Here is a 24,783-nt window from a genome sequence, read left to right on the forward strand (position 1 = left end):
CCCCATTGGCCACCCGGGCTGAACACCCGGCCTGACACTCAGGTGTTGGGCGCCTGGTTCAGATCGGCGCGGCGGGCGCCGGTGAAGCGCTTGGCCCAATAGGCCTCACGCATGTCTTCCACACGCACCGCACCGCCGGCGCGCGGAGAGTGGATGAACTTGCCTTCACCCACGTAGATGCCCACATGCGAGAACGTCGCGCGCATGGTGTTGAAGAACACCAGGTCGCCCGGCTTCAGATCTTCCTTCTTGATGGAGATCAGCGCCGACATCTTGGCCTGCTCGTCCGCGCGGCGGGGCAGCACCAGGCCCACGCTCATCTCGAAGATGTGACGCGTGAAGCCACTGCAATCGAAACCATTGCTTACAGAATTCCCGCCGCGCCGATAGGGCACGCCCAGGAAGTTCATGGCGGACAGCACCAGGTTCGATGCCCGGTCCCGCACTTCATTCAGCAGACTGGGGTTGCCGGCCAGTGCGGCATTCTCGGCCTGGGTCTGCGCCTGTGCCTGGGCCACGATGCCCCGCTGCTGCAGGAATCGCGTGACCACGTCGTTGGAGGTGCCTGCCGCCGCGCCCATCATGGCGGTGGCGGGCAGTGCGGGCGCGATGGGCGCCATCATGGTGTTGGCGGCGGTGATGCTGGGCGTGCCGGCCGTGGAGTTCTGAGCAGCAGCCACCGAGGCCAGGGCCGGGGTGCCTGCGGACAGCGTGCCCCCTTGCGCATTCATGGCGGCCGCGGGCTGGGGCAGCAGCGCGGGCGTCGAACCCCCAGCGACGCTGGCCACGCTGGCCGTGCGCATCAGGCTCTGGCCATAAGCGCCCATCATCGTGCCGGGAGGCGGGGTCAGTTCCGCAGTGCGGGCTTCAGCCTTGTCGCGGGGCTTGGCATCGGTCTTGTCCTGATGCTTGGCGTCCAGCTCCGGCTTCTGAGCGCTGCTGACCTTGTCGAGCTTCTCGGCCTTGTCAGCCTTCTCGGCGGCTTCCGCCTTGGCGGTGCCTGCCTTGCTGGCCGACTTGTTCTTGCTGTCCTGCTTCGTTTGTGCGCTCTTCGCCACCTTGGTGGTCTTGGCGCTGGCGTTGGCGCTCTGCTTGCCCTTGTTGTCGTTGCCAGCCTTGGAGGCCTTGGACGATTTGGAAGAGGCCGCAGGCGCGTTTTCTGCGGCCTTCGCCGTTTGTTGCGCCCAGCAACTACCGGCTGTCAAGGCGCAAATCAGTCCCAGTGCGGCCGTGGCGCGCTGGACAGTTGTGCGGTGAGGAGCAGAAGAAGTGGGACGGACAGTTCGCATCGGTATTGGGCGCGGAGCTTAAGAAGCGATGCCGCGCTGGTCAAGCATCGAACCCTGGGGATTGCCCCAGGTTTGACACCTGGCTTGGGGAAAGCCCTCGCTGTAGGGACGAGTCTCTCCTCAGGGAAGCCCGCATTGGACCATACAGGTCATGACAAAAGCTGTTTGAAGAAGTGTCCGATGGTGTGTTGGCGTGCGTTTTTCGCGGGTGTAAAGCGCGTGGCCGGCTTGTGCGAACACGCCATTGATATGTCGCAAATGCGAGCGACCGGTTCGCGGTGCGGGTCAGGGTGTCGTCAGACGCCGTGCGTGAAATCTGCCCATGGCACCGTTCAGAGTGCCCCATGGAGACAGCCCGATGACCGCGATCGACTACCAGGCCTTCTACGACCGCTCGGTGAGCGACCCCGACGCCTTCTGGGCCGAGCAGGCCCAGCTCATTGACTGGCATCATCCCTTCGAGCAGGTATGTGACGCCAGCCGGCCGCCGTTTGTGCGCTGGTTTGCGGGCGGAACCACCAATCTGTGCCACAACGCGGTGGACCGGCATGTGGCCACCCGGGGTGACGACCGGGCCCTGATCTGGTCCTCCAGCGAGGTGGACCGGGAAGAGATCTACACTTTTGCCCAGTTGCATCGCGAGGTGCAGATCATGGCCGCGGTGCTGCAGTCCGCAGGCGTGAAGCAGGGCGACCGGGTGCTGATCTACATGCCGATGATTCCGCAGGCCGCCTTTGCCATGCTGGCCTGCGCGCGGCTGGGGGCCATCCATTCGGTGGTGTTTGGGGGATTCGCCAGCCATGCGCTGGCCAACCGCATCGACGATGCGGAGCCGGTGCTGGTGATCAGTGCCGATGCCGGCAGCCGCGGCGGCAAGGTGGTGCCCTACAAGCCGCTGCTGGATGAAGCGCTGCGCCTGTGCAGCCATCCGCCGCGTCAGGTGTTGATGGTCGATCGCGGCCTGAGCCCGTTCGAACTTCAGCCCGGGCGTGACCTGGACTATGCGCAGTTGCGCGAGGCCCATCGGGACGCGCAGGTGCCCTGCGTCTGGCTGCCCTCCGAGGCCATCAGCTACACCCTCTACACCAGCGGCACCACCGGACGGCCCAAGGGTGTGCAGCGTGACACCGGCGGTTATGCCGTGGCGCTGGCGGCCAGCGTGCGCCACATCTTCGACGGTCGGCCAGGCGAGACCTTCTTCTCCACCAGCGACATTGGCTGGGTGGTGGGCCACAGCTACATCGTGTATGGGCCGCTGATCGCCGGCATGTCCACCATCATGTACGAGGGCCTGCCCACCCGTCCGGATGCGGCGGTCTGGTGGCATCTGGTGGAGCGGCACCAGGTGACGGTGATGTTCAGCGCGCCGACCGCGATCCGCGTGCTCAAGAAGCAGGACCCGGCGCTGCTCCAGCGACATGACCTGCGCAGCCTGCGCAATCTCTTCCTGGCTGGTGAGCCGCTGGACGAGCCCACCGCCCGCTGGATCGCCGAGGCGCTGGGCAAGCCCATCATCGACAACTACTGGCAGACCGAAACCGGCTGGCCGATTCTGACGCTGGCGCGCGGGTTGTCGTCGGGCACACCCAAGTTCGGGTCACCGGGCGTGCCGATGTATGGCTACAAGGTGCAGTTGGTGGACGAGCAGACCGGTGCGGTGCTGGACGGCGCGAACCAGAAGGGCCTGCTGGTGATCGACGGTCCGCTGCCGCCCGGATGCATGCAGACGGTCTGGCGGGACGATGAACGTTTCGTGCGCACCTATTGGTCCAGCGTGCCGGACCGGCAGGTCTATTCCACCTTCGACTGGGCGGTGCGGGACGAAGAGGGCTACTACTTCATCCTGGGCCGCAGCGACGATGTGATCAATGTGGCGGGCCACCGGCTCGGTACGCGGGAGATCGAGGAATGCATCGCCGGCCATCCGGCCGTGGCCGAGGTGGCGGTGGTGGGCGTCGCGGATGCGCTCAAGGGGCAGGTGGCCCTGGCCTTTGCCGTGCTGCGCGATCCGGCCAAGGCGGCGACGCAAGAGCTGGCTCTGGCGCTGGAGGGCGACATCCTGAAGAAGGTCGATCAGGAGCTGGGCGCGGTGGCGCGTCCGGCCCGGGTGCGGCTGGTCGCGGCGCTGCCCAAGACGCGATCGGGCAAGCTGCTGCGGCGGGCCTTGCAGGCGGTGGCAGAAGGCCGGGAGACGGGCGACTTGAGCACGATGGAAGACCCGGTGGCGCTGGAGCAGCTCAAGGCGCAACTGGCGGCGGGAGGTTGAGCCGCTCGCGCAGGCTGCGCCAGTCGTCGCGGATGAAGTGCAGCACCGCATCCTCGTGGTGGGCCCCGATGATGCGGTGTGCGGCTTGCTTGACGTCGTCGCTGGCATTGGAGACGGCCACCGCATGGTGGGCGGCGCGCAGCATGCTGAGGTCGTTGACCTGGTCGCCGAAGACCACCAGCTCGCGGTCGTGCAGCTGGTAGCGCTGGGCCAGGGTGGCGATGGCCTGGTCCTTGCTGGCGCTGCGGTCGTGGACATTGAGCCAGGGCCATCCCGGCATGTAGAGGTCTTCGGCCAGGTGGGTGACCATGGCGTCGCCGAAGAGGCTGTGGATGTCGGCCTGGAGGGCGGCCAGGGGCTCGGCTTTGTCCACCACCAGCAGGGTGACGAGGGCGTCGTGCAACTGGTCCTGCAGGCGGTCGACCTGGCGCAGCCGCGGGTCGGCGTTGCGCTGACGCTCGGTGACGAAGCGCTGCTGGCCTTCGTTTTGCACCTGCTGCCAGAACAGCTGGTCGCCTTGCGGGCCATGGGTGGCGATGAAAGGCATCAGGCCATGCCGGCGCACCAGGGCGAAGAGGGCCTGGCCCATGGCCGGGTCCATGGCATTGACCAGTTCATGCCGGCCGGTGCGCAGGTCGCTGATGTAGGCACCGTTGGACGACACCACCGGCAACTGGATGGGAAGGCCGTACAGGATGCGGGCGATGGACACCACATGCCGGGCACTGGCCACGGTGAAGGCCAGGCCTTCGTGCAGCAGTTCGGCCAGGCCGTCGCGGGTGGCGGAGGAGAGGCGGGCCTGCGGGTCGAGCAGGGTGCCGTCCAGGTCGGAGACGTAAAAGCGCATGAGGGCGAATTCCGGCCAAAACCGGATGCAGGGGACGGATCTGGTCGGTGCAGCGCACAAGGGCGACGCCCCGGATCCTACGCCGCTGCCGGTGCATCGCATACTTGACCCCATGCCAGACGTTCCATCCACCACCCCCTCGACGGGCGCCAAGGTCGCCGCGGGCGTCACGCCGCTGCATCCGACGACCGGGCGGCCGGTGATGGACGCGGCCATGCATCGCTATCTGCCGTGGGTGGTGGCGCTGGCCTTCTTCATGCAGACGCTGGACACGACCATTCTGAATACGGCGCTGCCGGGGATGGCGCGGGACCTGGGGGAGAACCCGCTGCGGATGCAGTCGGCGGTGGTGGCCTATCTGCTGACGGTGGCGATGCTGATCCCGGCCTCCGGGTGGCTGGCCGACCGGTTCGGGACGCGCAGTGTGTTCCTGTGGGCGATCGGGCTGTTCAGCTTCGGGTCGCTGATGTGCGCGATCTCGCCGAGTCTGCAGATCCTGGTGTTGGCGCGGGTGCTGCAGGGGATGGGCGGGGCGTTGCTGGTGCCGGTGGGGCGCTTGGTGGTGCTGCGGTCGTTTCCGAAGGACGAGTTTTTGAAGGTGATGACCTTCATCACGCTGCCCGGGCTGGTGGGGCCGCTGCTGGGGCCGACGCTGGGCGGGGTGCTGACGCAGTTTGCGAGCTGGCACTGGATCTTTCTGATCAACCTTCCCGTGGGATTGGTGGGGGCGGTGGCCTGTCGGCGGTATATGCCGCAGCTCAAGGCGGCGGGGCGGCAGCGCTTTGATTGGAGCGGTTATGTGCTGTTCAGTCTCGGGCTGATGTTGCTGTCGCTGGCGCTGCAGGGCTTTGGGGAGCATGTGGTGAGCATGGCCATTTGCCTGGTGATGCTGGTGGCAGGGGTCGCGTGCATGATGACCTACTGGCTGCATGCGTCGCGCAGTGAGGCGCCACTGTTTTCTCCCGCATTGTTTGCGGTGCCGACGTTTCGGATCGGGTTGTTGGGGAATGTGTTTGCGCGGCTGGGAAGCGGGGCGACGCCGTTTTTGACGCCGCTGTTTCTGCAGGTGGGGCTGGGGTTTTCGCCGAGTGAGGCGGGGCTGTCCATGATTCCATCGGTGCTGGGGGCCATGTTCACCAAGACCTTGGCGATTCGGCTGATCCGGTGGGGTGGGTATCGGCGGGTGTTGATCGTCAATACGCTGCTGCTGGGGGTGCTGATTGCGAGCTTCTCACTGATCCCGCGGGATGTGGGGCACGTGTGGTTGGCGATTCATCTGGGCGTGTTCGGGATGGTGAACAGCATGCAGTTCACCGCGATGAATACGCTGACGCTGGGCGATCTGGATGAGCGGACCGCCAGCGGGGGGAACAGCCTGCTGGCCGTGGTGATGCAGCTGTCGATGAGCCTGGGGGTAGCGACGTCCAGCGCATTCCTGCTGCTGTTCTCGGAAGGCGTCTCCCGCACCGACGGGGCCGCGATGGTGCCGGCGTTCCATGCGACCTATCTGGCACTGGGGGTGATGGCAGCACTGGCGGCGTTCATCTTTCATCAACTGAGGCTGGATGAAGGAGCGAAGAAGGAAACGGCGGAGTCGCGGATGAGTGAGTCGTGAGGCGGTGACGGGGCTGTCCCATAACGCCCCGTCCTGCAATCGGCAGAGCGGGGCGTGAGGGAGAACGGCCCCTGTTTTCTCCATGCCAGGGCCAGAGGCCCTGGCCTTCGCCAGGCACAAACAGTCCACAGGACTGTTTGTGTCCGGGCTCAGTCCCCCGCCCGCTTCGCGGTCTCCTCCTAATACTTACGAAAACAGGGGCCGTTCTCCCTCACTCTCGATGCACCGAGCGCTGCGTGAAATGCGGCGTGCGTCGGTGGCGCGTCTAACGAGCGTCTTTGGTTCGTGCTTGCAATCGTGCGAGGAAACCAGTCGCTGTCTTCGCAAAGCCTCTTGCCCACCACATTCCATCATCAAGACTAAGGGGCCGACGCACGCCACCATCGCAGCGCCAGCGCGCACCCCGTCAGCGCGCTCACCGTCGGCGCGCTCACCGTTAGCAACGACGGTCGACGAAAAACACCGCCCGTAGGCGGTGTTCGGAGTTCCACTCCCGCTCGCGCGAGGGGCGGGGTAGAAGGCCTTAAAGCACTTCGGAGGCGAAGTCGGCGAGGCGCGAACGCTCGCCACGCGCCAGCGTGACGTGCCCGCTGTGGGCCCAGCCCTTGAACTTGTCCACGGCGAAGGTCAGGCCCGAACTGCCTTCGGTGAGGTAGGGCGTGTCGATCTGCGCCAGGTTGCCCAGGCAGACGATCTTGGTGCCCGGCCCCGCCCGCGTGATCAAGGTCTTCATCTGCTTGGGCGTCAGGTTCTGCGCCTCGTCGATGATGACGTACTTGTTCAGGAAGGTGCGGCCCCGCATGAAGTTCAGGCTCTTGATCTTGATCTTGCTGCGGACCAGATCATTGGTGGCCGCGCGGCCCCATTCGCCCGCCGTGCTGTCGCCACGCGCCAGGACTTCCAGGTTGTCGTCCAGCGCGCCCATCCACGGGCCCATCTTTTCTTCTTCCGTGCCAGGCAGGAAGCCGATGTCCTCGCCCACCGGCACCGTGACGCGGGTGACGATGATTTCGCTGTAGCGGCGCTCGTCCAGCACCTGCGACAAGCCCGCCGCCAGCGTCATCAGCGTCTTGCCCGTGCCGGCAGAGCCGGTGAGGGTGACGAAGTCGCAGTCCGGGTCCATCAGCAGGTTCAGGGCGAAGTTCTGCTCGCGGTTGCGGGCCGTGACCCCCCAGACCGAGTGCTTCTGGTGGCCATAGTCCTTCAGGGTGCGCAGCACCGCCGTCTTGCCGGTGATCTCCTGCACCTTGGCGTAGAGCGGGGCAGCGCCCGGTGCTTCCAGGTAGACGAGCTGGTTGACCAGCAGGGTGGGAACCAGCGGGCCACTGATGCGGTAGAAGGTCGTGCCGCCCTGGTTCCAGCTTTCCATGGTCTTGCCATGGCGCTCCCAGAAGTCCGGCGGGAGTTGCTGCACGCCCGTGTAGAGGAGGTCGGAGTCCTCCAGCGTCTTGTCGTTGCGGTAGTCCTCTGCCGGCAGGCCCAGCGCACGGGCCTTGATGCGCATGTTGATGTCCTTGGACACCAGCACGACTTCGCGGCCCGGTTGCTGCTGCTTCAGGGCCTGGACCACGCCCAGAATCTGGTTGTCCGCCTTGCCTTGCGGCAATCCTTGCGGCAGCGGGGTGTCGATGAGGCTGGTCTGGAAGAAGAGCTTGCCGCCCGCTTCGCGGTGGCCCGTCTCCGCCAGCGGCAAGCCCTTGCCCATTTCCTCGATGGAGCTGGACTTGAGCGAGGCCGCCAGGGCGTCGAGTTCGCGGCTGACCTGGCGCACGTTGCGCGCGACTTCGGTCATGCCCTTCTTGTGACCGTCCAACTCCTCCAGCGTGATCATGGGCAGGTAGATGTCGTGTTCCTCGAAACGGAACAGCGACATCGGGTCGTGCATCAGGACATTGGTGTCCAGCACAAACAGCTTGGGGTCGCCCGCCGGTTTGCGGGCGCGGGTCTTGGCAGGGGCGGATTTGCGGGACGGAGCGCCAGACGTCGCCGGCGCCACCAGCGCCAGAGACGGCGAACCGCCGCTGCGGGCCTCGGGCTCGGTTTTGGTGCGGGGCGCCTGCGTCACCGGCGCATGAGAGGCCGCAACGGCCTGGGAAACCGGCGTCGGTGGGTCCAGCAGAGCCGGAGTAGGAAGGGCAGGCGAAGACGCTGAAGCGCCGCGGGTCGCGCCAGCAGGACGTTTGCTCGGAGTGAGCGTAGTGGCGTAGGCGTCGGAATCTAGGCGGCTGGCGCGCTTGGTCGGAGGCTTGGGCAGTGGCATGTGCGAATGAGCGGGTCAAGCGTGAAGAGCCTGGGTCCGAGCGGACCAGGGGTCATGCCCGAGCAGCCGTCGGGGCGGAAAAAGCCGGAGGTATCGGCGACTTTTTCAGGGCCAGCGCCATTCAAAAGACAAAAAGCCGCACCGGGGGCGGTGCGGCTCGTCCTTGAAAATGTTGCGATCGGGCACTGGGGCATGCGGTTGATTATGCACAACTCGTGCCCGGTCCTCGCCCGCGCCTCCATGACACTGCCACCAAACAACAGTGACGCCCCAACCAGCAGAAGCACGCCGGCAGAGGAACACCGGCAAAAGAGAGAGGGAAGCGGAAAGCGGGCAAAGAACAACCGACAAAAGAAAACCGGCAAAAGAAAACCGGCCGCGGGCAGCACCCGGGGCCGGTCGCAGGACCTATTCAGAGGCGCCGATCACCAGGACCGGCAGGCCAGAATCTTCAGGCCGCTTCCTTCTTCAGCGCCTTCACCGCCTTGAGGACTTCGTCCACATGGCCGGCCACCTTGATGCCGCGCCACTCTTCACGAAGAATGCCCTGAGCGTCAATCAGGAAGGTCGAGCGTTCAATGCCCTTGACCTTCTTGCCGTACATGATCTTGTTCTTCACCACGCCAAACATGTGGCACAGCTTTTCTTCAGTGTCCGCAATCAGCTCAAAAGGCAGTTCCAGGTTCTGCTTGAACTTCTCATGCGAGGCCATGTTGTCGCGCGAGACACCCAGCACCACCGCGCCGGCCTTCACAAACTCCTTGTGATGGTCGCGGAATTGCATGGCTTCCGTCGTGCAGCCAGGGGTGTTGTCCTTCGGATAGAAGTACAGCACCACAGCCTGACCGTGGAATGCCGATGGGGTGAACTTCACGCCTCCGGTGGCAAGAGCTTCAATATCCGGAAGAGGTTTGTTGAGCGCTGGCGTCATGTGGCGTTTTTACAGAGATAGGTGCCCGGGCGGGCATAGCCAGCGATTATACGTTGAATGAATCGCCCATCGCCCATGTCGGGAGGCCCGCCGTCAACCGCAAAGCTGGGTAGACCGTTCACCCGTCCCTAAAGTCATGGGCAGGGTCATGCCCTGCGTCAAGGGCAAGCCCGCTCAGCCCTCGATCATCAGCGCCGCCAGCACCGCCCGCCCTTCGCTGGCCAGCACGTTGTAAGTGCGGCAGGCGGCGCCCAGGTCCATGGTTTCCATGCCGATGCGAGCATCGATCAGCGCCCGGTACAGCTGCGGACGCGCAAACCGGATGCGGCTGCCGCTGCCAAAGATCACCAGCTCCGGCTTCAGGTCGCGGATGCGTTCGAAATGGGCCTCGGTCAGGTCCTCGAACCGGGGCAGGTCCCACGCCTGCACCGTGCCCTGCCACGGCACCAGCAAACTGCTGCGGTGTTCCGTGCCATTGACCCAGACGCTCCGGCCGTCATGCCGGGAGATGGTGTTGCCGCCTTGCGGCTGGTCGAGTTGAAATTTCATTGAGGCTGATTTTGGCAGCGACGCAGGCCTGATGCACCCAGACGCCGGAGACCCTGTGTTCAAATCAAGGGCTATTTTCCCGTCTTTCCCTCTGGAGAAATCTTGAAGACCGTCACCAAGTCCAGCAAGTTGGCCAATGTCTGTTACGACATCCGGGGACCCGTGCTGGACAAGGCGCGGCAGATGGAAGAAGAAGGCCAGAAAATCATCAAGCTGAATATCGGCAATATCGCCGCCTTCGGCCTGCAGCCGCCGGACGAGATCGTCCAGGACATGATTCGCAACCTGCCCGACGCCGCCGGCTATACCGACTCCAAGGGTTTGTTCGCCCCGCGCAAGGCGGTGGTGCATTACTGCCAGGAAAAGGGCATCGCCGGCGTGACGGTGGACGATGTCTACCTGGGCAATGGCGCGTCCGAGCTGATCGTTATGGCGCTCAACGCCCTGCTGGACAACGGCGACGAAGTGCTTCTGCCCGCCCCGGACTATCCCCTCTACACCGCCGCCGTGGCCCTGTCCGGCGGCGAGCCGGTGCACTACATCTGCGACGAGTCCAACGGCTGGCTGCCCGACCTGGACGACATCCGCGCCAAGATCACGCCCCGCACCAAGGCCATCGTGGTGATCAACCCCAACAACCCGACCGGCGCGCTCTATCCCAAGGAGCTGCTGCAGGCGCTGGTGGAGATCGCCCGTCAGCATCAGCTGATCGTCATGGCCGACGAGATCTACGACAAGACGCTCTACGACGGCGAGGTGCACACCAGCATCGCGTCCCTGTCGGACGACGTGCTCACGCTCACCTTCAACGGCCTGTCCAAGAACTACCGCTCCTGCGGCTACCGCGCCGGCTGGATGGTGGTGTCCGGCGACAAGCGCCACGCCGCCGACTACATCACCGGCCTGAATATGCTGGCCTCGATGCGGTTGTGCGCCAACACCCCCGGCCAACTGGCCATCCAGACCGCCCTGGGCGGCTACCAGTCGATCAACGACCTGGTGGCCCCGGGCGGCCGTCTGGCCCGCCAGCGTGACCTCGCCTATGAACTGCTCTCGCAGATTCCCGGTGTGAGCGTGGTCAAGCCCAAGGCCGCCCTCTACATGTTCCCCCGCCTGGACCCCAAGATCTATCCGATCGAGGACGACCAGCAGTTCGCGTACGACCTGCTGGCCGAGGAAAAGGTACTGATCGTTCAAGGGACGGGCTTCAACTGGAAGACCCCCGATCACTTCCGGCTGGTCTTCCTGCCCAACACGGACGACCTCCGTGAGGCAGTTGGCCGCATCGAGCGGTTCCTGGCGCACTATCGCAAGCGCCACGGCCGCTGATTCGAGTGACCCATTGAAAGCATCTTCACCATGAATTCGATCAAAGTTGGCCTGCTGGGCATTGGTACCGTCGGTGGCGGCACGTTCCAGGTGCTGCGTCGCAACCAGGAAGACATCCGCGGACGCGCCGGCCGCGGCATCGAGATCACCATGGTGGCCGACCTGGACGTCGAGCGGGCGCGCAGCATCGTGGGCGATGCCTGCACCGTGGTGTCGGATGCGCGGCAGGTCATCGCCAATCCGGACATCGACATCGTGGTCGAGCTGATCGGCGGCTACGGCGTGGCCCGCAGCCTGGTGCTGGAAGCCATTGCCGCCGGCAAGCATGTGGTCACCGCCAACAAGGCGCTGCTGGCCGTGCATGGCAGCGAGATCTTCGCCGCCGCCCGCGAAAAGGGCGTGATGGTGGCTTTTGAAGCCGCCGTGGCGGGCGGCATTCCCATCATCAAGGCGCTGCGCGAGGGCCTGACCGCCAACCGCATCGAATGGATCGCCGGCATCATCAACGGCACCACCAACTTCATCCTGTCGGAGATGCGCGGCAAGGGCCTGGACTTCGCCACCGTGCTGAAGGAAGCCCAGCGCCTGGGCTACGCGGAAGCCGACCCCACCTTCGACATCGAAGGCGTGGACGCGGCCCACAAGGCCACCATCATGAGTGCAATCGCCTTCGGCATTCCGGTGCAGTTCGACCGCGCCCATGTGGAAGGCATCACCCAGCTGCAGGCCGCCGACATCAAGTATGCGGAGCAGCTCGGCTACCGCATCAAGCTGCTGGGCATCGCCCGCCGCCGTCAGGACGTGGGCGGCATCGAGCTGCGGGTGCACCCGACGCTGATCCCTGCCAACCGACTCATCGCCAATGTGGAAGGCGCCATGAATGCGGTGCTGGTGCAGGCCGATGCGGTCGGCACGACGCTCTACTACGGCAAGGGCGCCGGCGCTGAGCCCACCGCCTCGGCCGTGATTGCCGACCTGGTGGACATCACCCGGCTGGCCACCGCCGACCCGGACCACCGCGTGCCGCATCTGGCCTTCCAGCCCGAAGCGATGAACAACACGCCCATCCTGCCGATGGACCAGGTGCAGACGGCCTTCTACCTGCGCCTGCGGGTGGCGGACCAGGCCGGCGTGCTGTCGCGCATCACCACCATCCTGGCGGAGCACCAGATCAGCATCGACGCGGTGCTGCAGCGCGAATCGGCCGAAGGCGAGAGCCAGACCGACCTGATCATCCTGACCCACGACACCCAGGAAGGCCGCATGACCCGCGCGCTGCAGCAGATGCAGGCGCTGGAGACGGTGCTGGCGCCGATCGTTGCGCTGCGCAAGGAAGAGCTGGCCTGACCATGAAGTACCTCAGCACCCGTGGCGACCGCACCGAGCGCCACTTCTGCGACATCCTGCTCGAAGGCCTGGCGCCGGACGGCGGACTGTACCTGCCGACGTCCTATCCGCAGGTGGACAGCGCGCTGCTGGCCCGCTGGCGCGGTCTCTCCTATGCCGACCTGGCGGTGGAGATCCTGTCGCTCTACATCGACGACATTCCGGCCGATGACCTGAAGGCGCTGGTGCGTCGCACCTACACCGAGGCGGTCTTTGGGTCGCCGCAGATCACGCCGCTCAAGCCGCTGGAGGAAGACCTCGCGCTGGTGGCCCTGTCCAATGGCCCGACGCTGGCCTTCAAGGACATGGCCATGCAGTTGCTCGGCCAGCTCTTCGAATATGAACTGGGCCGTCGCGGCGAGACGCTCAACATCCTGGGCGCCACCTCCGGCGACACCGGCAGCGCCGCCGAATACGCCATGCGCGGCAAGGCCGGCATCCAGGTGTTCATGCTCAGCCCGAACGGCCGCATGAGCCCCTTCCAGCAGGCGCAGATGTTCAGCCTGCAGGACGCCAACATCCACAACCTGGCGCTGGACGGGGTCTTCGACGACTGCCAGGACATCGTCAAGGCGGTCTCGAACGACCTGGACTTCAAGCGCCGCTACCGCATCGGCACCGTCAACTCGATCAACTGGGCCCGTCTGCTGGCCCAGGTGGTGTACTACTTCGCAGCGTTCTTCCAGGCCACGCGCCGGGATGACCAGCGGGTCAGCTTCACCGTTCCGTCGGGGAACTTCGGCAACGTCTGCGCCGGCCATGTGGCCCGCATGATGGGCCTGCCGATCGAGCGCCTGGTGGTGGCGACCAACGAGAACGACGTACTCGACGAGTTCTTCCGCACCGGCGTCTATCGTCCGCGCGGCGCGGCCCAGACGCTGGAAACCTCCAGCCCGTCCATGGATATTTCCAAGGCGAGCAACTTCGAGCGCTTTGTGTTCGACCTGCTGGACCGCGACGGCAACCGGGTGCGACAGCTCTTTGGCGAGCAACTGGCCACGCAGGGCTTCTTCGCGCTGACCGAGGCGGAGCGCGCACGCATCAGCGAGCGTTTTGGCTTCAGCTCCGGCCGCAGCACCCACGCGGATCGGCTGGCCACCATCCGCCTGTGCCACCAGCGCTACGGCCATGTCATCGACACCCATACCGCCGACGGGCTCAAGGTGGCTCTGGAACAGCGTCAGCCGGGCGTGCCCATGCTGGTGCTGGAAACCGCCTTGCCCGCCAAGTTCGCTGCCACCATCGAGGAAGCGCTGGGCCTGGTCCCGCCGCGTCCGGCCGCGTTGGCCGATCTGGAAAGCCGGCCCAAGCGGGTCCAGGTGCTGCCCGTCTCGGTGGAGCAGATCAAGCAGTTCATCACCACCCATGTCTGAGTCTTCCAAGTCTGCTGAGTCGTCGAAGTCCGGGGGCGCCGCGAGCGGTGCTTCTTCCGAGCCTTCAGCGCCGTCCGCGTCCTCCGGGTCGTCCGTGCCATCCGCGACATCCGCGTCTTCGAGCGTCGCCTCATCGTCCGCTTCGACCGCCGGTACAGCCACGGCACATCCGGCACGTGCGCCGATGCTGCCGATGGAGCAGGCCCTGGAGCGGCTGCTGTCCCAGGTGCAACCGCTGGGGTTGACCGAGTCGGTCAGCACCCCGCTGGCGCTGGGGCGCATCCTGGCGCAGGACCTGGTCTCGCCGCTGGATGTGCCGCCTTATGACAACAGCGCCATGGACGGGTATGCCGTTCGCATGGCTGGGCTTCAAGGGGCGGGCGCTTCCAACGCCGACGCCACCGCATTGCTGCCGGTGTCTCAGCGCGTGCCGGCTGGCTCGGTGCCCACGGCGCTACTGCCGGGCACCGCTGCCCGCATCTTCACCGGCGCCACGGTGCCGGAAGGCGCCGACACCATCCTCATGCAGGAGCAGTGCGAAGCCGTGGCAGATGCGGCGGGCGGCCTGGGCCATGTGCGGGTGCCGCTGGCGGTGCCGCAGGGCCAGCACATCCGTCGTCGTGGCGAGGACCTTCAACGGGGCCAGACCATCCTGAGTGCCGGCGCTCGGCTCAATGCCGCCGCGCTGGGGCTGGCGGCCACGGCGGGGGCTGCCGAGCTGACGGTGGCGCGTCGTCCGCGCGTCGCGCTGTTTTCCACCGGCGACGAGCTGGTGTTGCCCGGACAGCCGCTGGGCCCCGGGCAGATCTACAACTCCAATCGCACGACCCTGCATGCGCTGCTGCTGGCGCTCGGTTGCGAGGTGCGCGACCTGGGCATCGTGCCCGACACGCTGGACGCCACCCGTGCGGCGCTGCGGGAAGCGGCCCGCAACAGCGATCTGATCCTGAGCTCGGGCGGCGTCTCGGTCGGAGAAGAGGACCACCTCAAGCCCGCGCTGGAGCGGGAAGGGCGGCTGGACCTCTGGCAGATTGCCATCAAGCCCGGCAAGCCACTGGCTTTCGGGGAGGTCCACCATGCGGACGCTCCGCAGGGCCGCTGCTTCTACATGGGGCTGCCCGGTAATCCGGTGTCGAGCTTCGTCACCTTCCTGCTCTTCGTGCGGCCGGTGCTGCTGCGCCTGCAAGGAGCGACGCAACTGGCGCCGCGCGGGTATCAACTGCCTGCCGAATTCACCTGGACCAAGGCCGACAAGCGTCGCGAGTTCCTGCGCGGCCGGGTGACCGACCAGGGCGGCCTGGCGCTGTTTGGCAACCAGAGCTCGGGCGTGATGAGTTCGGCGGCCTGGGCGGATGGGCTGATCGAGTTGCCGCCGGGCGCGACGGTCCAGCCCGGACAACTGCTGCGTTTCCTGCCGTTCAACGATCTGTTCTGACCGCCATGACCATCACCGTGCGCTATTTCGCTTCCCTGCGTGAAGCCCTGGGGCCGCAGGAGCAGGTCGCTTTCGAACCCGGTCTGACGGTGGGCGGACTGCGCGATGCCTTGATCGCCAAAGACGAGGCGCACGCCCAGGCGCTGGCCCGGGGACGTGCGGTGCGCTGTGCGCTGAATCAGGTCATGGCCCGTGAGGACGCCATGGTCCCTGAGGGCGCGGAAGTCGCGTTTTTCCCGCCCGTGACGGGCGGTTGAACCGGTAGTTGATCCAGCGGCGGGGCGCTCGCCGCACAATCCGTTGAAAAATCCCGATACAGGCGTGCGATGTGTGAATGGTAGCGGTACCAACTTAATGGCGAGCTCCTGATAATGCGGCCACTACAGCATTGGTACCGCTACCAGTGCTTGCGCAGGCCGTCCGATGCCAGCCCTCCCCAGGAGCAAGCCGCCATGTCAACCAAGTTCACCTCTTCCCGCCGCACCTTGCTGCTGGCGTCCGCCGCTGCGGTGCCGATCGTGGCCCTGCCGCTGGGCCAACCCAAGGCCGAAGGGCTCGAGGGCGTGGAGCTTTCGCGCTACCAGCCCGTGTTCTTCTCGCCCGCCGAGTGGCTCTTCGTGATGGCGGCCTGCGACCGCTTCATCCCGGCCGAGGGGCGAGGCCCCGGTGCCCTGGAGACCAACGTGCCGGTCTTCATTGACCAGCAACTGGGGGAAGGCTTGGGCAGCGACATCTATCTGCAAGGCCCCCACAAGCCGGATGCGCCGGCCACCTTGGGCTTTCAGCTGCCCTACGCGCCGCAGGACACCTATCGCATCGGCATCAAGCTGGCCCAGCAGGCCTGCCAGAAGCAGTTTGGCAAGCCCTTCGAGCAGTTGGCCGACAAGGACAAGGACGCGTTCCTGACCGCGCTGCAGAAGAACACGGTGGACTTCGCCGCCCTGGGCGAGCCGACGCTCAAAGCCTCGCAGTTCTTCGGCCAGTTCCTGGGCGACACCAAGAACGGCTACCTGGCCGACCCGAAGTACGGCGGAAACAAGGACATGAAGGCCTGGGTCGCCATTGGTTTCCCCGGCGCCCGTGCGGCCTATACCGAGTGGGTGGACCAGCACAACCGCAAGTACCCCCTGGGGCCGGTCAGCCTCAGCGGCAAGCGGGCCTGATCCGACCGGGCAGGACGCCCACGCTGGTCTTCGGCGCTCGCGGGGGCGCTTCCTGGATTCGGGCCTTGGGCCCCATTTTTTGATCACCCCATGGTTGCGGTACCTCCGTGGCAACCCTGATCGATCAGAAGGACACACGTCATGTCAACGATCACCAACGACGAGGTGGATGTCGTCATCGTCGGCCTCGGCTGGGCGGGCTCCCTCATGGCCATTGAACTGGCCCGCGAAGGCCTGAAGGTGCGCGCGCTGGAGCGCGGCCCGGACCGTCCCCCCGAGGACTTCGCCTATCCCAAGCCGGCGGACCAGTACGCCTACAACACCCGCAACAAGGTCTTCGCCACGCCTCGCGAAGCCGCGCTGACCGTGCGCTACACCCGCGAAGAGACGGCGCTGCCCACCCGCAAGTGGGGCGCCTTTGCACCGGGCACCGGCGTGGGCGGCTCCGGCCTGCACTGGACGGGGGTGCTGATCCGTCCGACGCCCACCGACCTCAAGCTCAAGACCTACGCCGACAAGGCCTACAAGAAGGGCCAGCTCGATGCGGACATGCGCATCAAGGACTTCCCCTTCACCTGGGACGAGATCGAACCGCACTTCGACTTCTTCGACAAGGTCTGCGGCCTGTCCGGCAACACCGGCAACCTGCGCGGCGAGCTGCAACCCGGCGGGGACCCGTTCGAGGGGCCGCGATCCAGCCCCTATCCGCTGCCGGCCCTGAAGGACACGCTGAACAACTCGATGTTCAAGGAAGTGGCCACCCGGCTCGGTTACCACCCGTTCCCGAACCCGTCGGCCAATGTGTCGCAGGCCTGGACCAATCCCTATGGCGCGCAGCTGGCCCCTTGCAACTATTGCGGCTACTGCAGCAAGTATCCCTGCCTCAACTACTCCAAGGCGTCGCCCCAGACCACCATCCTGGATGTGGTCAAGCGCATGCCCAACTTCGACTACAAGGTCAATGCGAACGTCATCCGCGTGGACCTGCACGCCGACCGGAAGACCGCCAAGGGCGTCACCTACATCGACGAGCAACACCGCGAAGTCTTCCAGCCGGCCAAGATCGTCATCCTCAGCAGCTTCCAGTTCGCGAACGTGCGACTGATGCTGCTGTCGGGCATCGGCAAGCCCTATGACCCGATCTCCGAGACCGGGACCATCGGCCGCAACTACGCCTTCCTCTCCAACGGCGGCGCCACGCTGTTCTTCAAGGACAAGCACTTCAACCCCTTCGCCACCGCAGGCGCCACGGGCGAGATGTTCAACGACATCTCCCCGGGTAACTTCGAGGACGGTCCCCGACTGGGTTTCATCGGGGGCGCCAAGATCCACAGCTCGCAGGCCACCGGCACGCCCATCGGCGCTGCGCTGCCGCCGGGCACGCCGCAGTGGGGCAAGGGCTGGAAGGAGGGCATGGTGGACTGGTATGGCCACTCGATGGGGGTGAGCATCACCACCACCTGCATGTCCTACCGGGGGCACTACCTGGACCTGGACCCGAACTACAAGGACCCGTGGGGCCAGCCGCTGCTGCGCATGACCTTCAACTGGCGCGAGAACGAGCTGAAGCTGCAGCGCTACCTGCGCGACATCGTGCTCAAGATCGCCGGCGAGCTCAAGCCCGATGCCATCAGCGAGAACTTCCTCAAGATGGACTCGAACTGGGACATCACCAAGTACGTGTCTACCCACAACGTGGGCGGCGCCATCATGGGGACGTCTCCGCATGACTCCGCGCTCAACCGCTATCTGCAGTCCTGGGACGTGCACAACGTGTTCGTGCCAGGCGGCAACGCCTTCCCGCAGAACTTCCAGGCCAATCCGACCGCCACCATCGGGGCCATCACCCTGTTCGCGGCGCAGGCCATCAAGCAGCAGTACCTCAAGAATCCCGGCCCGCTGGTGCAGGCCTGAGCGACGGCAGGACACGACCCATGACACTCCTGAAGCCTTCCCGGCGCCTGCAGCAGATGCTGGCCGGCGTCTCGCTGGCGGCCGTCGCCGTCTACGCCACCCACGGCATGGCCGATACGGCGGGTGAGCCCACCAAGGCGGGCAGCGGCGCTGCCAGTGCTGCAACCTCTGCCGACGCAGCCAACGCAGCCAGCGCTGCAAGCGGACCCGCGTCGGCGACCGCGCCTGCTCCGGCTGGGGCCGCCGCTGAGTCTGCATCGGGCTCAGCGAAAGCCGCGCTGATCGCCCGGGGCCAGTACCTGGCTCGGGCCGGGGACTGCATCGCCTGCCACAGCGCCCCAGGCCAGCCGGCCTTCGCCGGCGGTCTGCCGATCGACAGCGGCCACGGCATCATCTATTCGACCAACATCACCCCGGACCCCGAACACGGAATTGGCCGCTACACGCCGCAGCAGTTCGCTGATGCGGTGCGCAAGGGCCAGCGAGCGGATGGCACGCACCTGTATCCCGCCATGCCCTACACCAGCTACGTGAAGGTGACGGACGAGGACATGCAGGCGCTCTACACCTACTTCATGGAAGGCGTGAAGCCGGTGGCCAAGGCCTCGCCCACGACCAGCCTGAGCTTCCCCTTCAACCTTCGATTCGGAATGGGGCTGTGGAACTGGTTCTTTGCCCCGGCTGATCCGTTCAAACCCGTGGCCAGCTGGACGCCTCAGGTCAGCCGCGGTGCCTATCTGGTGGAAGGCCTGGGACACTGCGGCAGTTGCCACACGCCTCGGGGCGTGGCGATGAACGAAAAGGCCAGCCACAGCGGGGAGCCGAAATTCCTGTCCGGCGGCGAGCTCAATGACTGGGCCGTGCCTTCGCTCAGAGGGCTGCCGCGCTGGTCCGAGCAGGACATCGTCGACTACCTGCAGACCGGTCGCAATCCGTCCGCGGCCGTGGCCGGTGAAATGACCGAGGTGGTGCGCCACAGCACCGCTTATCTGCAAGAGGACGACCTGCATGCGATGGCGGTCTACCTGAAGGGACTGACCCCGGTTGCGGATCGTGCCTCCCAGGTGAAGCCGCAAGGGGCGCAGGAGACAGCCGCCAAGCTCACGCAGGCGGTCAACCTGAGCTTGGGAGAGCGGCTCTACCTGGACAACTGCGCCGCCTGCCACTTTGTGGACGGCAAGGGCGCGCAGCGGGTGTTCCCCTCGCTGGACGGCGCCACGGTCATCAACGCGGACAATCCGTCAGCGCTGATTCATGTGATGCTCAAGGGCGCACGCACGCCGTCCACGGAGAAGGCGCCATCAGTGCTGGTGATGCCAGGCTTCGATCACCGCCTGAGTGACAGTGAAGTGGCGACGCTGGCTACCTTCCTTCGCCAGGGGTGGACCAACCGGGCGGCGCCGGTGTCGGAGAAAGATGTGGCGAAGGTGAGGGCGAGGTTGCAGGCGCACTGACTTGTTGCAGCGCGCTTGCCAGCAGCGGGTGCGCTCGCTGTCGTTAGCGCGCGTTTGCCAACAACCGGCGCGCGACGGCCTCACCTTGGGTGAAGGCTTCCTCGAATACCGAATAGCCCGCCAGGTCCGCGTGTGCGTGATGCAGCCGCCCCTGGCCCTGCTCACGCAGCGCCTTCAGCGCCGCTGCGCCGCGTAGGCCCGGCACCGGGATGCTCATCGCATGCCCGTAGCGCATCAGGTCCATCGCCTGCACCCGCTCCGGCAGGTCCGGGTGCAAGGGGGCCATGTCCGCCAGGATCTGCGCAGCCCAAGCCCGCCAATCGGGCGTGAGCAGGCTGGCCCGCTGCGCTTGCGGCAAGGCGCGGTAAGCGGTGAACACACACGGCCCTCGACGCGGATCGAGCGACTGGTGGCCGGCGTTCACATAGCCCAGCGTGTCGCGGCCATACACCACGTTGTCCCACGCCAGCGGTGCACCCAGCCGCTCCAGCGGCGGTTCATCGAGCCGCAGGTTCGCCACCAGCCACGGCGCATAACGCATCCGCGGCGCCATCTCGGTCAGTGCCGCGCTCGGCTGTTCCACCACGCGACCCGCAATGAACAGCGGCAGGGCCAGCACCACCTGGTCAGCTTCCCAGCGCTGAGGGCGGTCCGCCGACGCATCCCAACTGAGCACCTGGACCGCGTGACGTTCCTCGCGCACGCGCAGCACCGTATGCCCCACATGCAGCGCATCCGCCAGCGGATGGGCCAGTTGCGCGGACAACCAGCCATTGCCTTGCGGCCAGGTGAGCACCGATTCGCGCTCCTCCAGGCTCATGAACCCATGGCGGCTGCCGAAGTAGTGCAGCCCGGCCCAGGCGGACACCTCCGCCGCCGGAGCGCCGTAGTCGTCCCTGCAGCAGTAGTCCAGGTACCAGCGCAGCGGGGCTGAACGCAGACCTTGGTCGTCCAGCCAGCTGGCAAAGCTCTGGCGGTCCAGCGCATCGTGCGCGGACGACCAGCGGTGGTGGGTGCTGGGCATGGCAAAGCCCACCTCGCGCCGCGCGCGTTCCACCAGGCCGGCAAAGCGCTGATACTCCGCCTGCACCGCGGGCGACTCCGGCGGCGGCAGCAGGCCTTCCACCCACTGGTCCTGGGCCTCCAGCCAGAGGCGCTCCTGGGGGCTGTGGCAGAGATGCCGCTCGTCGTAGGTCCAGCGGCCCGCCACATGCCGGGCCAGGCCGAGTTCCTCCAGCAGGGCCTGGATCTCGGGAGCTTCGTCCCCCGGCACTGGCAGGTAGTGCGCACCGAGCGGGCAGGGCAGTCCTGCCATCTCGTGCGACCGGCTGTTGCCACCTGGCCGGGTCTCCAGGTCCAGCACCGCCACGTCGACACCCTGCGCCTTCAGTCGGCGTGCGCAGGCCAGCCCCGCGATGCCTGCACCCAGCACCAGCACCTGGGCACGGCGTGGGGTGGCGGGGGCACTGTCCCAACTGGGCCGGGCCTCGCGCAGGCGGTGCCCGCTGCGCACATCGGCGCCCACCCAGCCGCCGGGCAGCTCGGCGGCCCGTGACGCAATGCGATCGGCCAGGGGCCTGGCCTCCCGACCGCACGCCGCCAGCGCTGGCAGCAGGGTCAGCGCCAGGACCTCACGGCGACGAAGCCCCGCGGCGCTCAATGCAGCTTGCCCCATTCCCGCTCGAATTCATGCACCAGCGCCTGGTTGGAGAGGCGGTTCACCTCCAGGTGCTCCGGGCGCGCCATGTCGGGGGGGAAGTTCATCAGCGCGGGCAAGCCGTCCAGGCTGATGAAACGCAACCCGTCCGGCAGACTGCGCGGCGTCACCCAGGGGCGGCGGCTGGCCAGCACATAGCCCCATTCACCGAAGCTGGGCACATGGGCGTGATAAGGCGTTGCGGTGAGCCCGACCGACTCGACCGTGTTGACCACGGTCCAGAAGCTGCGCGGCGCCACCAGCGGCGAGGTGGACTGAATCACCGCAAAGCCGCTGGCGTTCAGGTGCAGGTCGATCAGCTTGTAGAAGCTGGCGGTGTAGAGCTTGCCCAATGCGAAATTGCTGGGGTCCGGGAAGTCGATGATGATCACGTCATACATCGTCGGATGCTGCTCCAGCCAGCCGAAGGCATCGGCGTTGACGATGCGCAGCTTGCGGCTGAGCAGCGCGTCCTGGTTGAGCTGACGCAGCAGCGGCATGGTGGAGAACAGCGTGGTCATGTGCGGGTCCAGCTCCACGAGGGTGATCTGCTCCACGGTGGGGTAGCGCAGGATCTCGCGCACCGCCATGCCATCCCCGCCGCCCAGCACCAGCACATGGCGCGGCGCGCCTTGCGCCGCCATGGCCGGGTGCACCAGCGCCTCGTGGTAGCGGTATTCATCCCGCGAGTGGAACTGCAGATTGCCGTTCAGGAACAGGCGCGTGCCGCCCTGGCCTTGCGTCACCACGATGCGCTGGTAGTCGCTGCTTTCCTTGAACAGGATGTGCTCGCCATAAAAGCGGTCTTCCGCCCAGGTGCTCAGGTGATCTGCCCCCGCCATGCCAATGAGCAGCACCAGCACCGACAGCCCGCAGGCCACCGCATGCGACCGCCAGGCTCGCAGCCGCGCACGGAAGATCCACAGCGCCCACACCGCCACCGCCACATTCAGCAGCCCGAAGAACAGACCGGTGCGCACCAGCCCTAGCTGCGGCACCAGCACCAGCGGAAACGCCAGGGCCACCAGCAGGGCGCCCAGGTAGTCGAAGGTCAGCACCTGCGACACCAGTTCCTTGAGCGCATAACGCTGCCGGAAATGACGCTTGAGGATGCGCATCACCAGCGGAATCTCCAGCCCGACCAGCGTCCCCACCACCAGCACCAGCGCGTACAGCAGGACGCGGAAGGCCATCACCTGGCCCGGCGGCAGCAGGCTGTGCACGGTGAACAGGGCGGCCGGCATCAGGCCGCCGATCACGCCCACCAGCAGCTCCAGCCGCAGGAAGTGGGCCACCAGCTGGCGGTCGATGAAGCGGGAGAGCCATGAGCCCAGGCCCATGGCGAACAGGTAGCTGCCGATGATGGTCGAGAACTGCAGGACCGAGTCGCCCAGCAGATAGCTGGCCAGGGCGCCTGCGGCCAGTTCGTACACCAGCCCGCAGGCGGCGATGACAAACACGCTGGCCAGCAGCAGCACCTCGGGCAGCGAGGCGCGGGAGGCCACAGCCTCCAGGTCCTCCGGAGCGTCCGGGGGCGGCAGGGCGTGGGTGGGAGAGTCTTGGGACATGATGGGGCGCGAGGCTATCACGCGGTGCGCGACTCGCAGCGCACCGGGGGGCGCTGCCCACCTAGGGGTGTTGCGGCCGGTTGACGCTCGCGGCCCTCAGAGGGTGGTCAGATCCTGCTTCGGCGGGATGGACCAAGCTGCCACCCCTTACCGCGACCCCTCACATGCCGGCAGTGATCTTCTTTTGCAGCGACTTGTATTGGTCCAGGCGGGGGCCGCCGAGGTCCACTGCCCGCTGGATCGCCAGCGACGCCTTGTAGCGGTAGCCCTGGTCCAGCATCACCTGCGCGAGGTTGTTCCAGCCGTCGGCGATGTCGGGGCGCACGTCCGTCAGGCGGCTGTAGTACTTCTGGGCGGCGGCCTTGTCGCCAGCGTTGTAGGCGGTGTTGCCGGCCCCCATCAGCAGTACCGGCTCGCCGGGCCAGCGGGTGAGGGCGGTCAGGTAACCCTGGCGGGCCGCGGACGGATGCAGTCGCTCCAGCGCGCTCAGCGCGGCGCCCGTCTGGGCACCGTCCAGGGAGGCGGGCACCTGATCCAGCGGCAGCGTGGTCATGGCCCAGTAGTCGCCGCGGGCCCAGGTGCGCTCGAACACCGGCAGCTCGATCTCCTGGCGGCGCGTCTTGCCGCTGTGCAGCAGCAGCATGCGGCGTTCACGGTCGTAGCCCACAGCCACGGCGTAGTGCCAGACCGGATACACGTCCAGCGACAGGTTCTGGAAGACGATCACCGGATGGCCGGCGGCCAGTTCGGACAGCAGGGCGTCCAGCCGGGGCGGCAGCGGGTAGGCGGGCAAGCCCTGGCGGCGGGTGGCCACCAGCATCTCGGTCTGCAGCGACCCCTGGCGGCCGGGCAGGAAGACCTGCGGCTTCAGGCTTTCGATGGTGGCGCGTTTGCCGTTGCTCTGCAGCAGCATGGCCAGCGCGGCGGGGCCGCATTCGTAGTCGTCCTGCGGGATGAACGGCGTGCGGCTGGACAGATCGACCCGCGCCGGCAGGTGCGCCGGCCAGTTCGACTCCAGCGCGCTCACCTGCGGGGGTGTACTCGCACAACCGGCCAGCAGAAGGGGGGACACCACCAGGCCACCCAGGGCGGCCTTGAGCAGCAGACGACGCATGCAGGATCTCTCGCTCTGAAAAATACATCCGGGGCCGGTCGGGCGAAGATCCCGCGCGGCCCCGAGAGGGCAGATCTTGTGATCCGCCGATCAATCCATCAGCGCGTTCAGCGGATCGAGCGGGTGAACGGGAACACCTTGGTGAAGCCCAGGATGTCGGTCACCAGCAGGATGACGAAGACGGTGAAGATGATGCCCAGCACGTCGCCGCCGGCCGGCGCCTTGGCGATGCGGCCGTCCAGGGCACGGATTTCGTCGTCGGACATCGCGTCCACACGGGCCTGGGCGCTGGCGGCGTCCACGCCTTCGTTCATCATCGCCTGACGAACGTCACTGCGGGCGAAGAAGGCATTCACGCGGGCACGGCTGTCAGCCACATTGCCCGTGCTCACGGGCTGGACCAGCGCATCCGTCGGCACGATCTGGGCCGAGGCATGCATCGGCACGGCCATCAGCGAGCACGAAACGATCAGCGAGGAAGCGATGACGCGGGTGAAGCGGGAGGAGGTGCGGCTCATGGTCGAGTGTGAAAAAGGGGAGAGGACGCGATGCTAGAAGCTCCCTCCGCTTTGTTACAAGAGTGCTTACCTTGAG

The 24,783-nt window shown here is 66.4% G+C and carries 19 protein-coding genes; 10 read left to right on the forward strand and 9 right to left on the reverse strand.

The window, feature by feature from the left end:
- Positions 1–38: 38 nt before the first annotated feature.
- Complete coding sequence (locus tag DES44_RS25930; RefSeq protein WP_310732338.1) at positions 39–1,205, reverse strand: C40 family peptidase; 1,167 nt, start codon at positions 1,203–1,205, stop codon at positions 39–41.
- 442 nt (positions 1,206–1,647) lie between these two features.
- On the opposite strand from DES44_RS25930, the gene DES44_RS07070 reads away from it, so the two are divergent.
- Complete coding sequence (locus DES44_RS07070; RefSeq protein ID WP_058935604.1) at positions 1,648–3,555, forward strand: propionate--CoA ligase; 1,908 nt, start codon at positions 1,648–1,650, stop codon at positions 3,553–3,555.
- On the opposite strand, the gene DES44_RS07075 is transcribed toward DES44_RS07070, so the two are convergent.
- Complete coding sequence (locus tag DES44_RS07075; RefSeq protein WP_058935603.1) at positions 3,527–4,402, reverse strand: HAD family hydrolase; 876 nt, start codon at positions 4,400–4,402, stop codon at positions 3,527–3,529. The genes DES44_RS07070 and DES44_RS07075 overlap by 29 nt on opposite strands.
- Positions 4,403–4,514: 112 nt before the next feature.
- Between DES44_RS07075 and mdtD the strand changes: the two genes are divergently transcribed.
- Positions 4,515–6,017: a multidrug transporter subunit MdtD gene (gene mdtD / locus DES44_RS07080; RefSeq protein WP_233441635.1), complete on the forward strand. Its 1,503-nt coding sequence runs from the start codon at positions 4,515–4,517 to the stop codon at positions 6,015–6,017.
- A 523-nt stretch (positions 6,018–6,540) separates the two neighbouring features.
- Here mdtD and DES44_RS07085 read toward each other — a convergent pair.
- The 3 genes from DES44_RS07085 to DES44_RS07095 all read right to left on the reverse strand — a co-directional run bounded on the left by DES44_RS07085 (position 6,541) and on the right by DES44_RS07095 (position 9,757).
- Positions 6,541–8,277, reverse strand: coding sequence for a PhoH family protein (locus tag DES44_RS07085; RefSeq protein WP_058935602.1), 1,737 nt, complete (start codon positions 8,275–8,277; stop codon positions 6,541–6,543).
- A 451-nt stretch (positions 8,278–8,728) separates the two neighbouring features.
- Positions 8,729–9,208: a peroxiredoxin gene (locus tag DES44_RS07090; protein WP_058935601.1), complete on the reverse strand. Its 480-nt coding sequence runs from the start codon at positions 9,206–9,208 to the stop codon at positions 8,729–8,731.
- A 174-nt stretch (positions 9,209–9,382) separates the two neighbouring features.
- The gene (locus DES44_RS07095) at positions 9,383–9,757 is read right to left on the reverse strand and encodes an Mth938-like domain-containing protein (protein ID WP_058935600.1); all 375 of its coding nucleotides are present in this window, start codon (positions 9,755–9,757) and stop codon (positions 9,383–9,385) included.
- Between the two features lie 102 nt (positions 9,758–9,859).
- Here DES44_RS07095 and DES44_RS07100 point away from each other — a divergent pair, with 102 nt between their 5' ends.
- From DES44_RS07100 to DES44_RS07135, 8 genes are all read left to right on the forward strand, one after another.
- Positions 9,860–11,086: a pyridoxal phosphate-dependent aminotransferase gene (locus tag DES44_RS07100; RefSeq protein WP_058935599.1), complete on the forward strand. Its 1,227-nt coding sequence runs from the start codon at positions 9,860–9,862 to the stop codon at positions 11,084–11,086.
- A 30-nt stretch (positions 11,087–11,116) separates the two neighbouring features.
- Positions 11,117–12,433, forward strand: coding sequence for a homoserine dehydrogenase (locus tag DES44_RS07105; protein WP_058935598.1), 1,317 nt, complete (start codon positions 11,117–11,119; stop codon positions 12,431–12,433).
- Positions 12,434–12,435: 2 nt separating this feature from the next.
- Complete coding sequence (gene thrC, locus DES44_RS07110) at positions 12,436–13,845, forward strand: threonine synthase (protein WP_058935597.1); 1,410 nt, start codon at positions 12,436–12,438, stop codon at positions 13,843–13,845.
- Between the two features lie 184 nt (positions 13,846–14,029).
- Positions 14,030–15,280: a molybdopterin molybdotransferase MoeA gene (locus DES44_RS07115; RefSeq protein ID WP_058935596.1), complete on the forward strand. Its 1,251-nt coding sequence runs from the start codon at positions 14,030–14,032 to the stop codon at positions 15,278–15,280.
- 5 nt (positions 15,281–15,285) lie between these two features.
- Positions 15,286–15,537, forward strand: a complete 252-nt coding sequence (locus tag DES44_RS07120) for a MoaD/ThiS family protein (protein ID WP_058935595.1) — start codon at positions 15,286–15,288, stop codon at positions 15,535–15,537.
- Between the two features lie 195 nt (positions 15,538–15,732).
- Positions 15,733–16,443 carry a gluconate 2-dehydrogenase subunit 3 family protein gene (locus DES44_RS07125; protein WP_058935594.1) on the forward strand — a complete coding sequence of 237 codons (711 nt, stop codon included), beginning with the start codon at positions 15,733–15,735 and terminating at the stop codon, positions 16,441–16,443.
- 141 nt (positions 16,444–16,584) lie between these two features.
- Positions 16,585–18,357 (forward strand): GMC family oxidoreductase, encoded by a 1,773-nt coding sequence (locus DES44_RS07130; RefSeq protein WP_058935593.1) that lies wholly within the window; start codon positions 16,585–16,587, stop codon positions 18,355–18,357.
- 20 nt (positions 18,358–18,377) lie between these two features.
- Positions 18,378–19,811 carry a cytochrome c gene (locus tag DES44_RS07135; protein ID WP_232309793.1) on the forward strand — a complete coding sequence of 478 codons (1,434 nt, stop codon included), beginning with the start codon at positions 18,378–18,380 and terminating at the stop codon, positions 19,809–19,811.
- 43 nt (positions 19,812–19,854) lie between these two features.
- On the opposite strand, the gene DES44_RS07140 is transcribed toward DES44_RS07135, so the two are convergent.
- The 4 genes from DES44_RS07140 to DES44_RS07155 form a co-directional block, all read right to left on the reverse strand.
- Positions 19,855–21,486, reverse strand: a complete 1,632-nt coding sequence (locus DES44_RS07140) for a flavin monoamine oxidase family protein (RefSeq protein ID WP_058935592.1) — start codon at positions 21,484–21,486, stop codon at positions 19,855–19,857.
- Entirely contained in the window at positions 21,468–23,075 is a 1,608-nt protein-coding gene (locus DES44_RS07145) for a polyamine aminopropyltransferase (RefSeq protein WP_083525670.1), read from the reverse strand. Before DES44_RS07145 ends, DES44_RS07140 begins: the two co-directional genes overlap by 19 nt.
- Before the next feature lie 160 nt (positions 23,076–23,235).
- A complete protein-coding gene (locus DES44_RS07150) occupies positions 23,236–24,189 on the reverse strand; it encodes a PA2778 family cysteine peptidase (protein WP_083525669.1) in 954 nt (317 codons plus the stop codon).
- 107 nt (positions 24,190–24,296) lie between these two features.
- Complete coding sequence (locus DES44_RS07155) at positions 24,297–24,707, reverse strand: PA2779 family protein (RefSeq protein WP_058935591.1); 411 nt, start codon at positions 24,705–24,707, stop codon at positions 24,297–24,299.
- Between the last annotated feature and the right edge of the window lie 76 nt (positions 24,708–24,783).

It is taken from the genome of Roseateles depolymerans (assembly GCF_003387155.1).
Lineage (GTDB): Bacteria > Pseudomonadota > Gammaproteobacteria > Burkholderiales > Burkholderiaceae_C > Roseateles > Roseateles depolymerans.

Bases quoted from the DNA above. Each gene is read 5' to 3' on its own strand.
- DES44_RS07070 (WP_058935604.1), top strand. From the start codon at position 1,648: ATGACCGCGATCGACTACCAGGCCTTCTACGACCGCTCGGTGAGCGAC.
- DES44_RS07075 (WP_058935603.1), bottom strand. From the start codon at position 4,402: ATGCGCTTTTACGTCTCCGACCTGGACGGCACCCTGCTCGACCCGCAG.
- mdtD (WP_233441635.1), top strand. From the start codon at position 4,515: ATGCCAGACGTTCCATCCACCACCCCCTCGACGGGCGCCAAGGTCGCC.
- DES44_RS07085 (WP_058935602.1), bottom strand. From the start codon at position 8,277: ATGCCACTGCCCAAGCCTCCGACCAAGCGCGCCAGCCGCCTAGATTCC.
- DES44_RS07090 (WP_058935601.1), bottom strand. From the start codon at position 9,208: ATGACGCCAGCGCTCAACAAACCTCTTCCGGATATTGAAGCTCTTGCC.
- DES44_RS07095 (WP_058935600.1), bottom strand. From the start codon at position 9,757: ATGAAATTTCAACTCGACCAGCCGCAAGGCGGCAACACCATCTCCCGG.
- DES44_RS07105 (WP_058935598.1), top strand. From the start codon at position 11,117: ATGAATTCGATCAAAGTTGGCCTGCTGGGCATTGGTACCGTCGGTGGC.
- thrC (WP_058935597.1), top strand. From the start codon at position 12,436: ATGAAGTACCTCAGCACCCGTGGCGACCGCACCGAGCGCCACTTCTGC.
- DES44_RS07115 (WP_058935596.1), top strand. From the start codon at position 14,030: ATGCTGCCGATGGAGCAGGCCCTGGAGCGGCTGCTGTCCCAGGTGCAA.
- DES44_RS07120 (WP_058935595.1), top strand. From the start codon at position 15,286: ATGACCATCACCGTGCGCTATTTCGCTTCCCTGCGTGAAGCCCTGGGG.
- DES44_RS07125 (WP_058935594.1), top strand. From the start codon at position 15,733: ATGTCAACCAAGTTCACCTCTTCCCGCCGCACCTTGCTGCTGGCGTCC.
- DES44_RS07130 (WP_058935593.1), top strand. From the start codon at position 16,585: ATGTCAACGATCACCAACGACGAGGTGGATGTCGTCATCGTCGGCCTC.
- DES44_RS07135 (WP_232309793.1), top strand. From the start codon at position 18,378: ATGACACTCCTGAAGCCTTCCCGGCGCCTGCAGCAGATGCTGGCCGGC.
- DES44_RS07140 (WP_058935592.1), bottom strand. From the start codon at position 21,486: ATGGGGCAAGCTGCATTGAGCGCCGCGGGGCTTCGTCGCCGTGAGGTC.
- DES44_RS07145 (WP_083525670.1), bottom strand. From the start codon at position 23,075: ATGTCCCAAGACTCTCCCACCCACGCCCTGCCGCCCCCGGACGCTCCG.
- DES44_RS07150 (WP_083525669.1), bottom strand. From the start codon at position 24,189: ATGCGTCGTCTGCTGCTCAAGGCCGCCCTGGGTGGCCTGGTGGTGTCC.
- DES44_RS07155 (WP_058935591.1), bottom strand. From the start codon at position 24,707: ATGAGCCGCACCTCCTCCCGCTTCACCCGCGTCATCGCTTCCTCGCTG.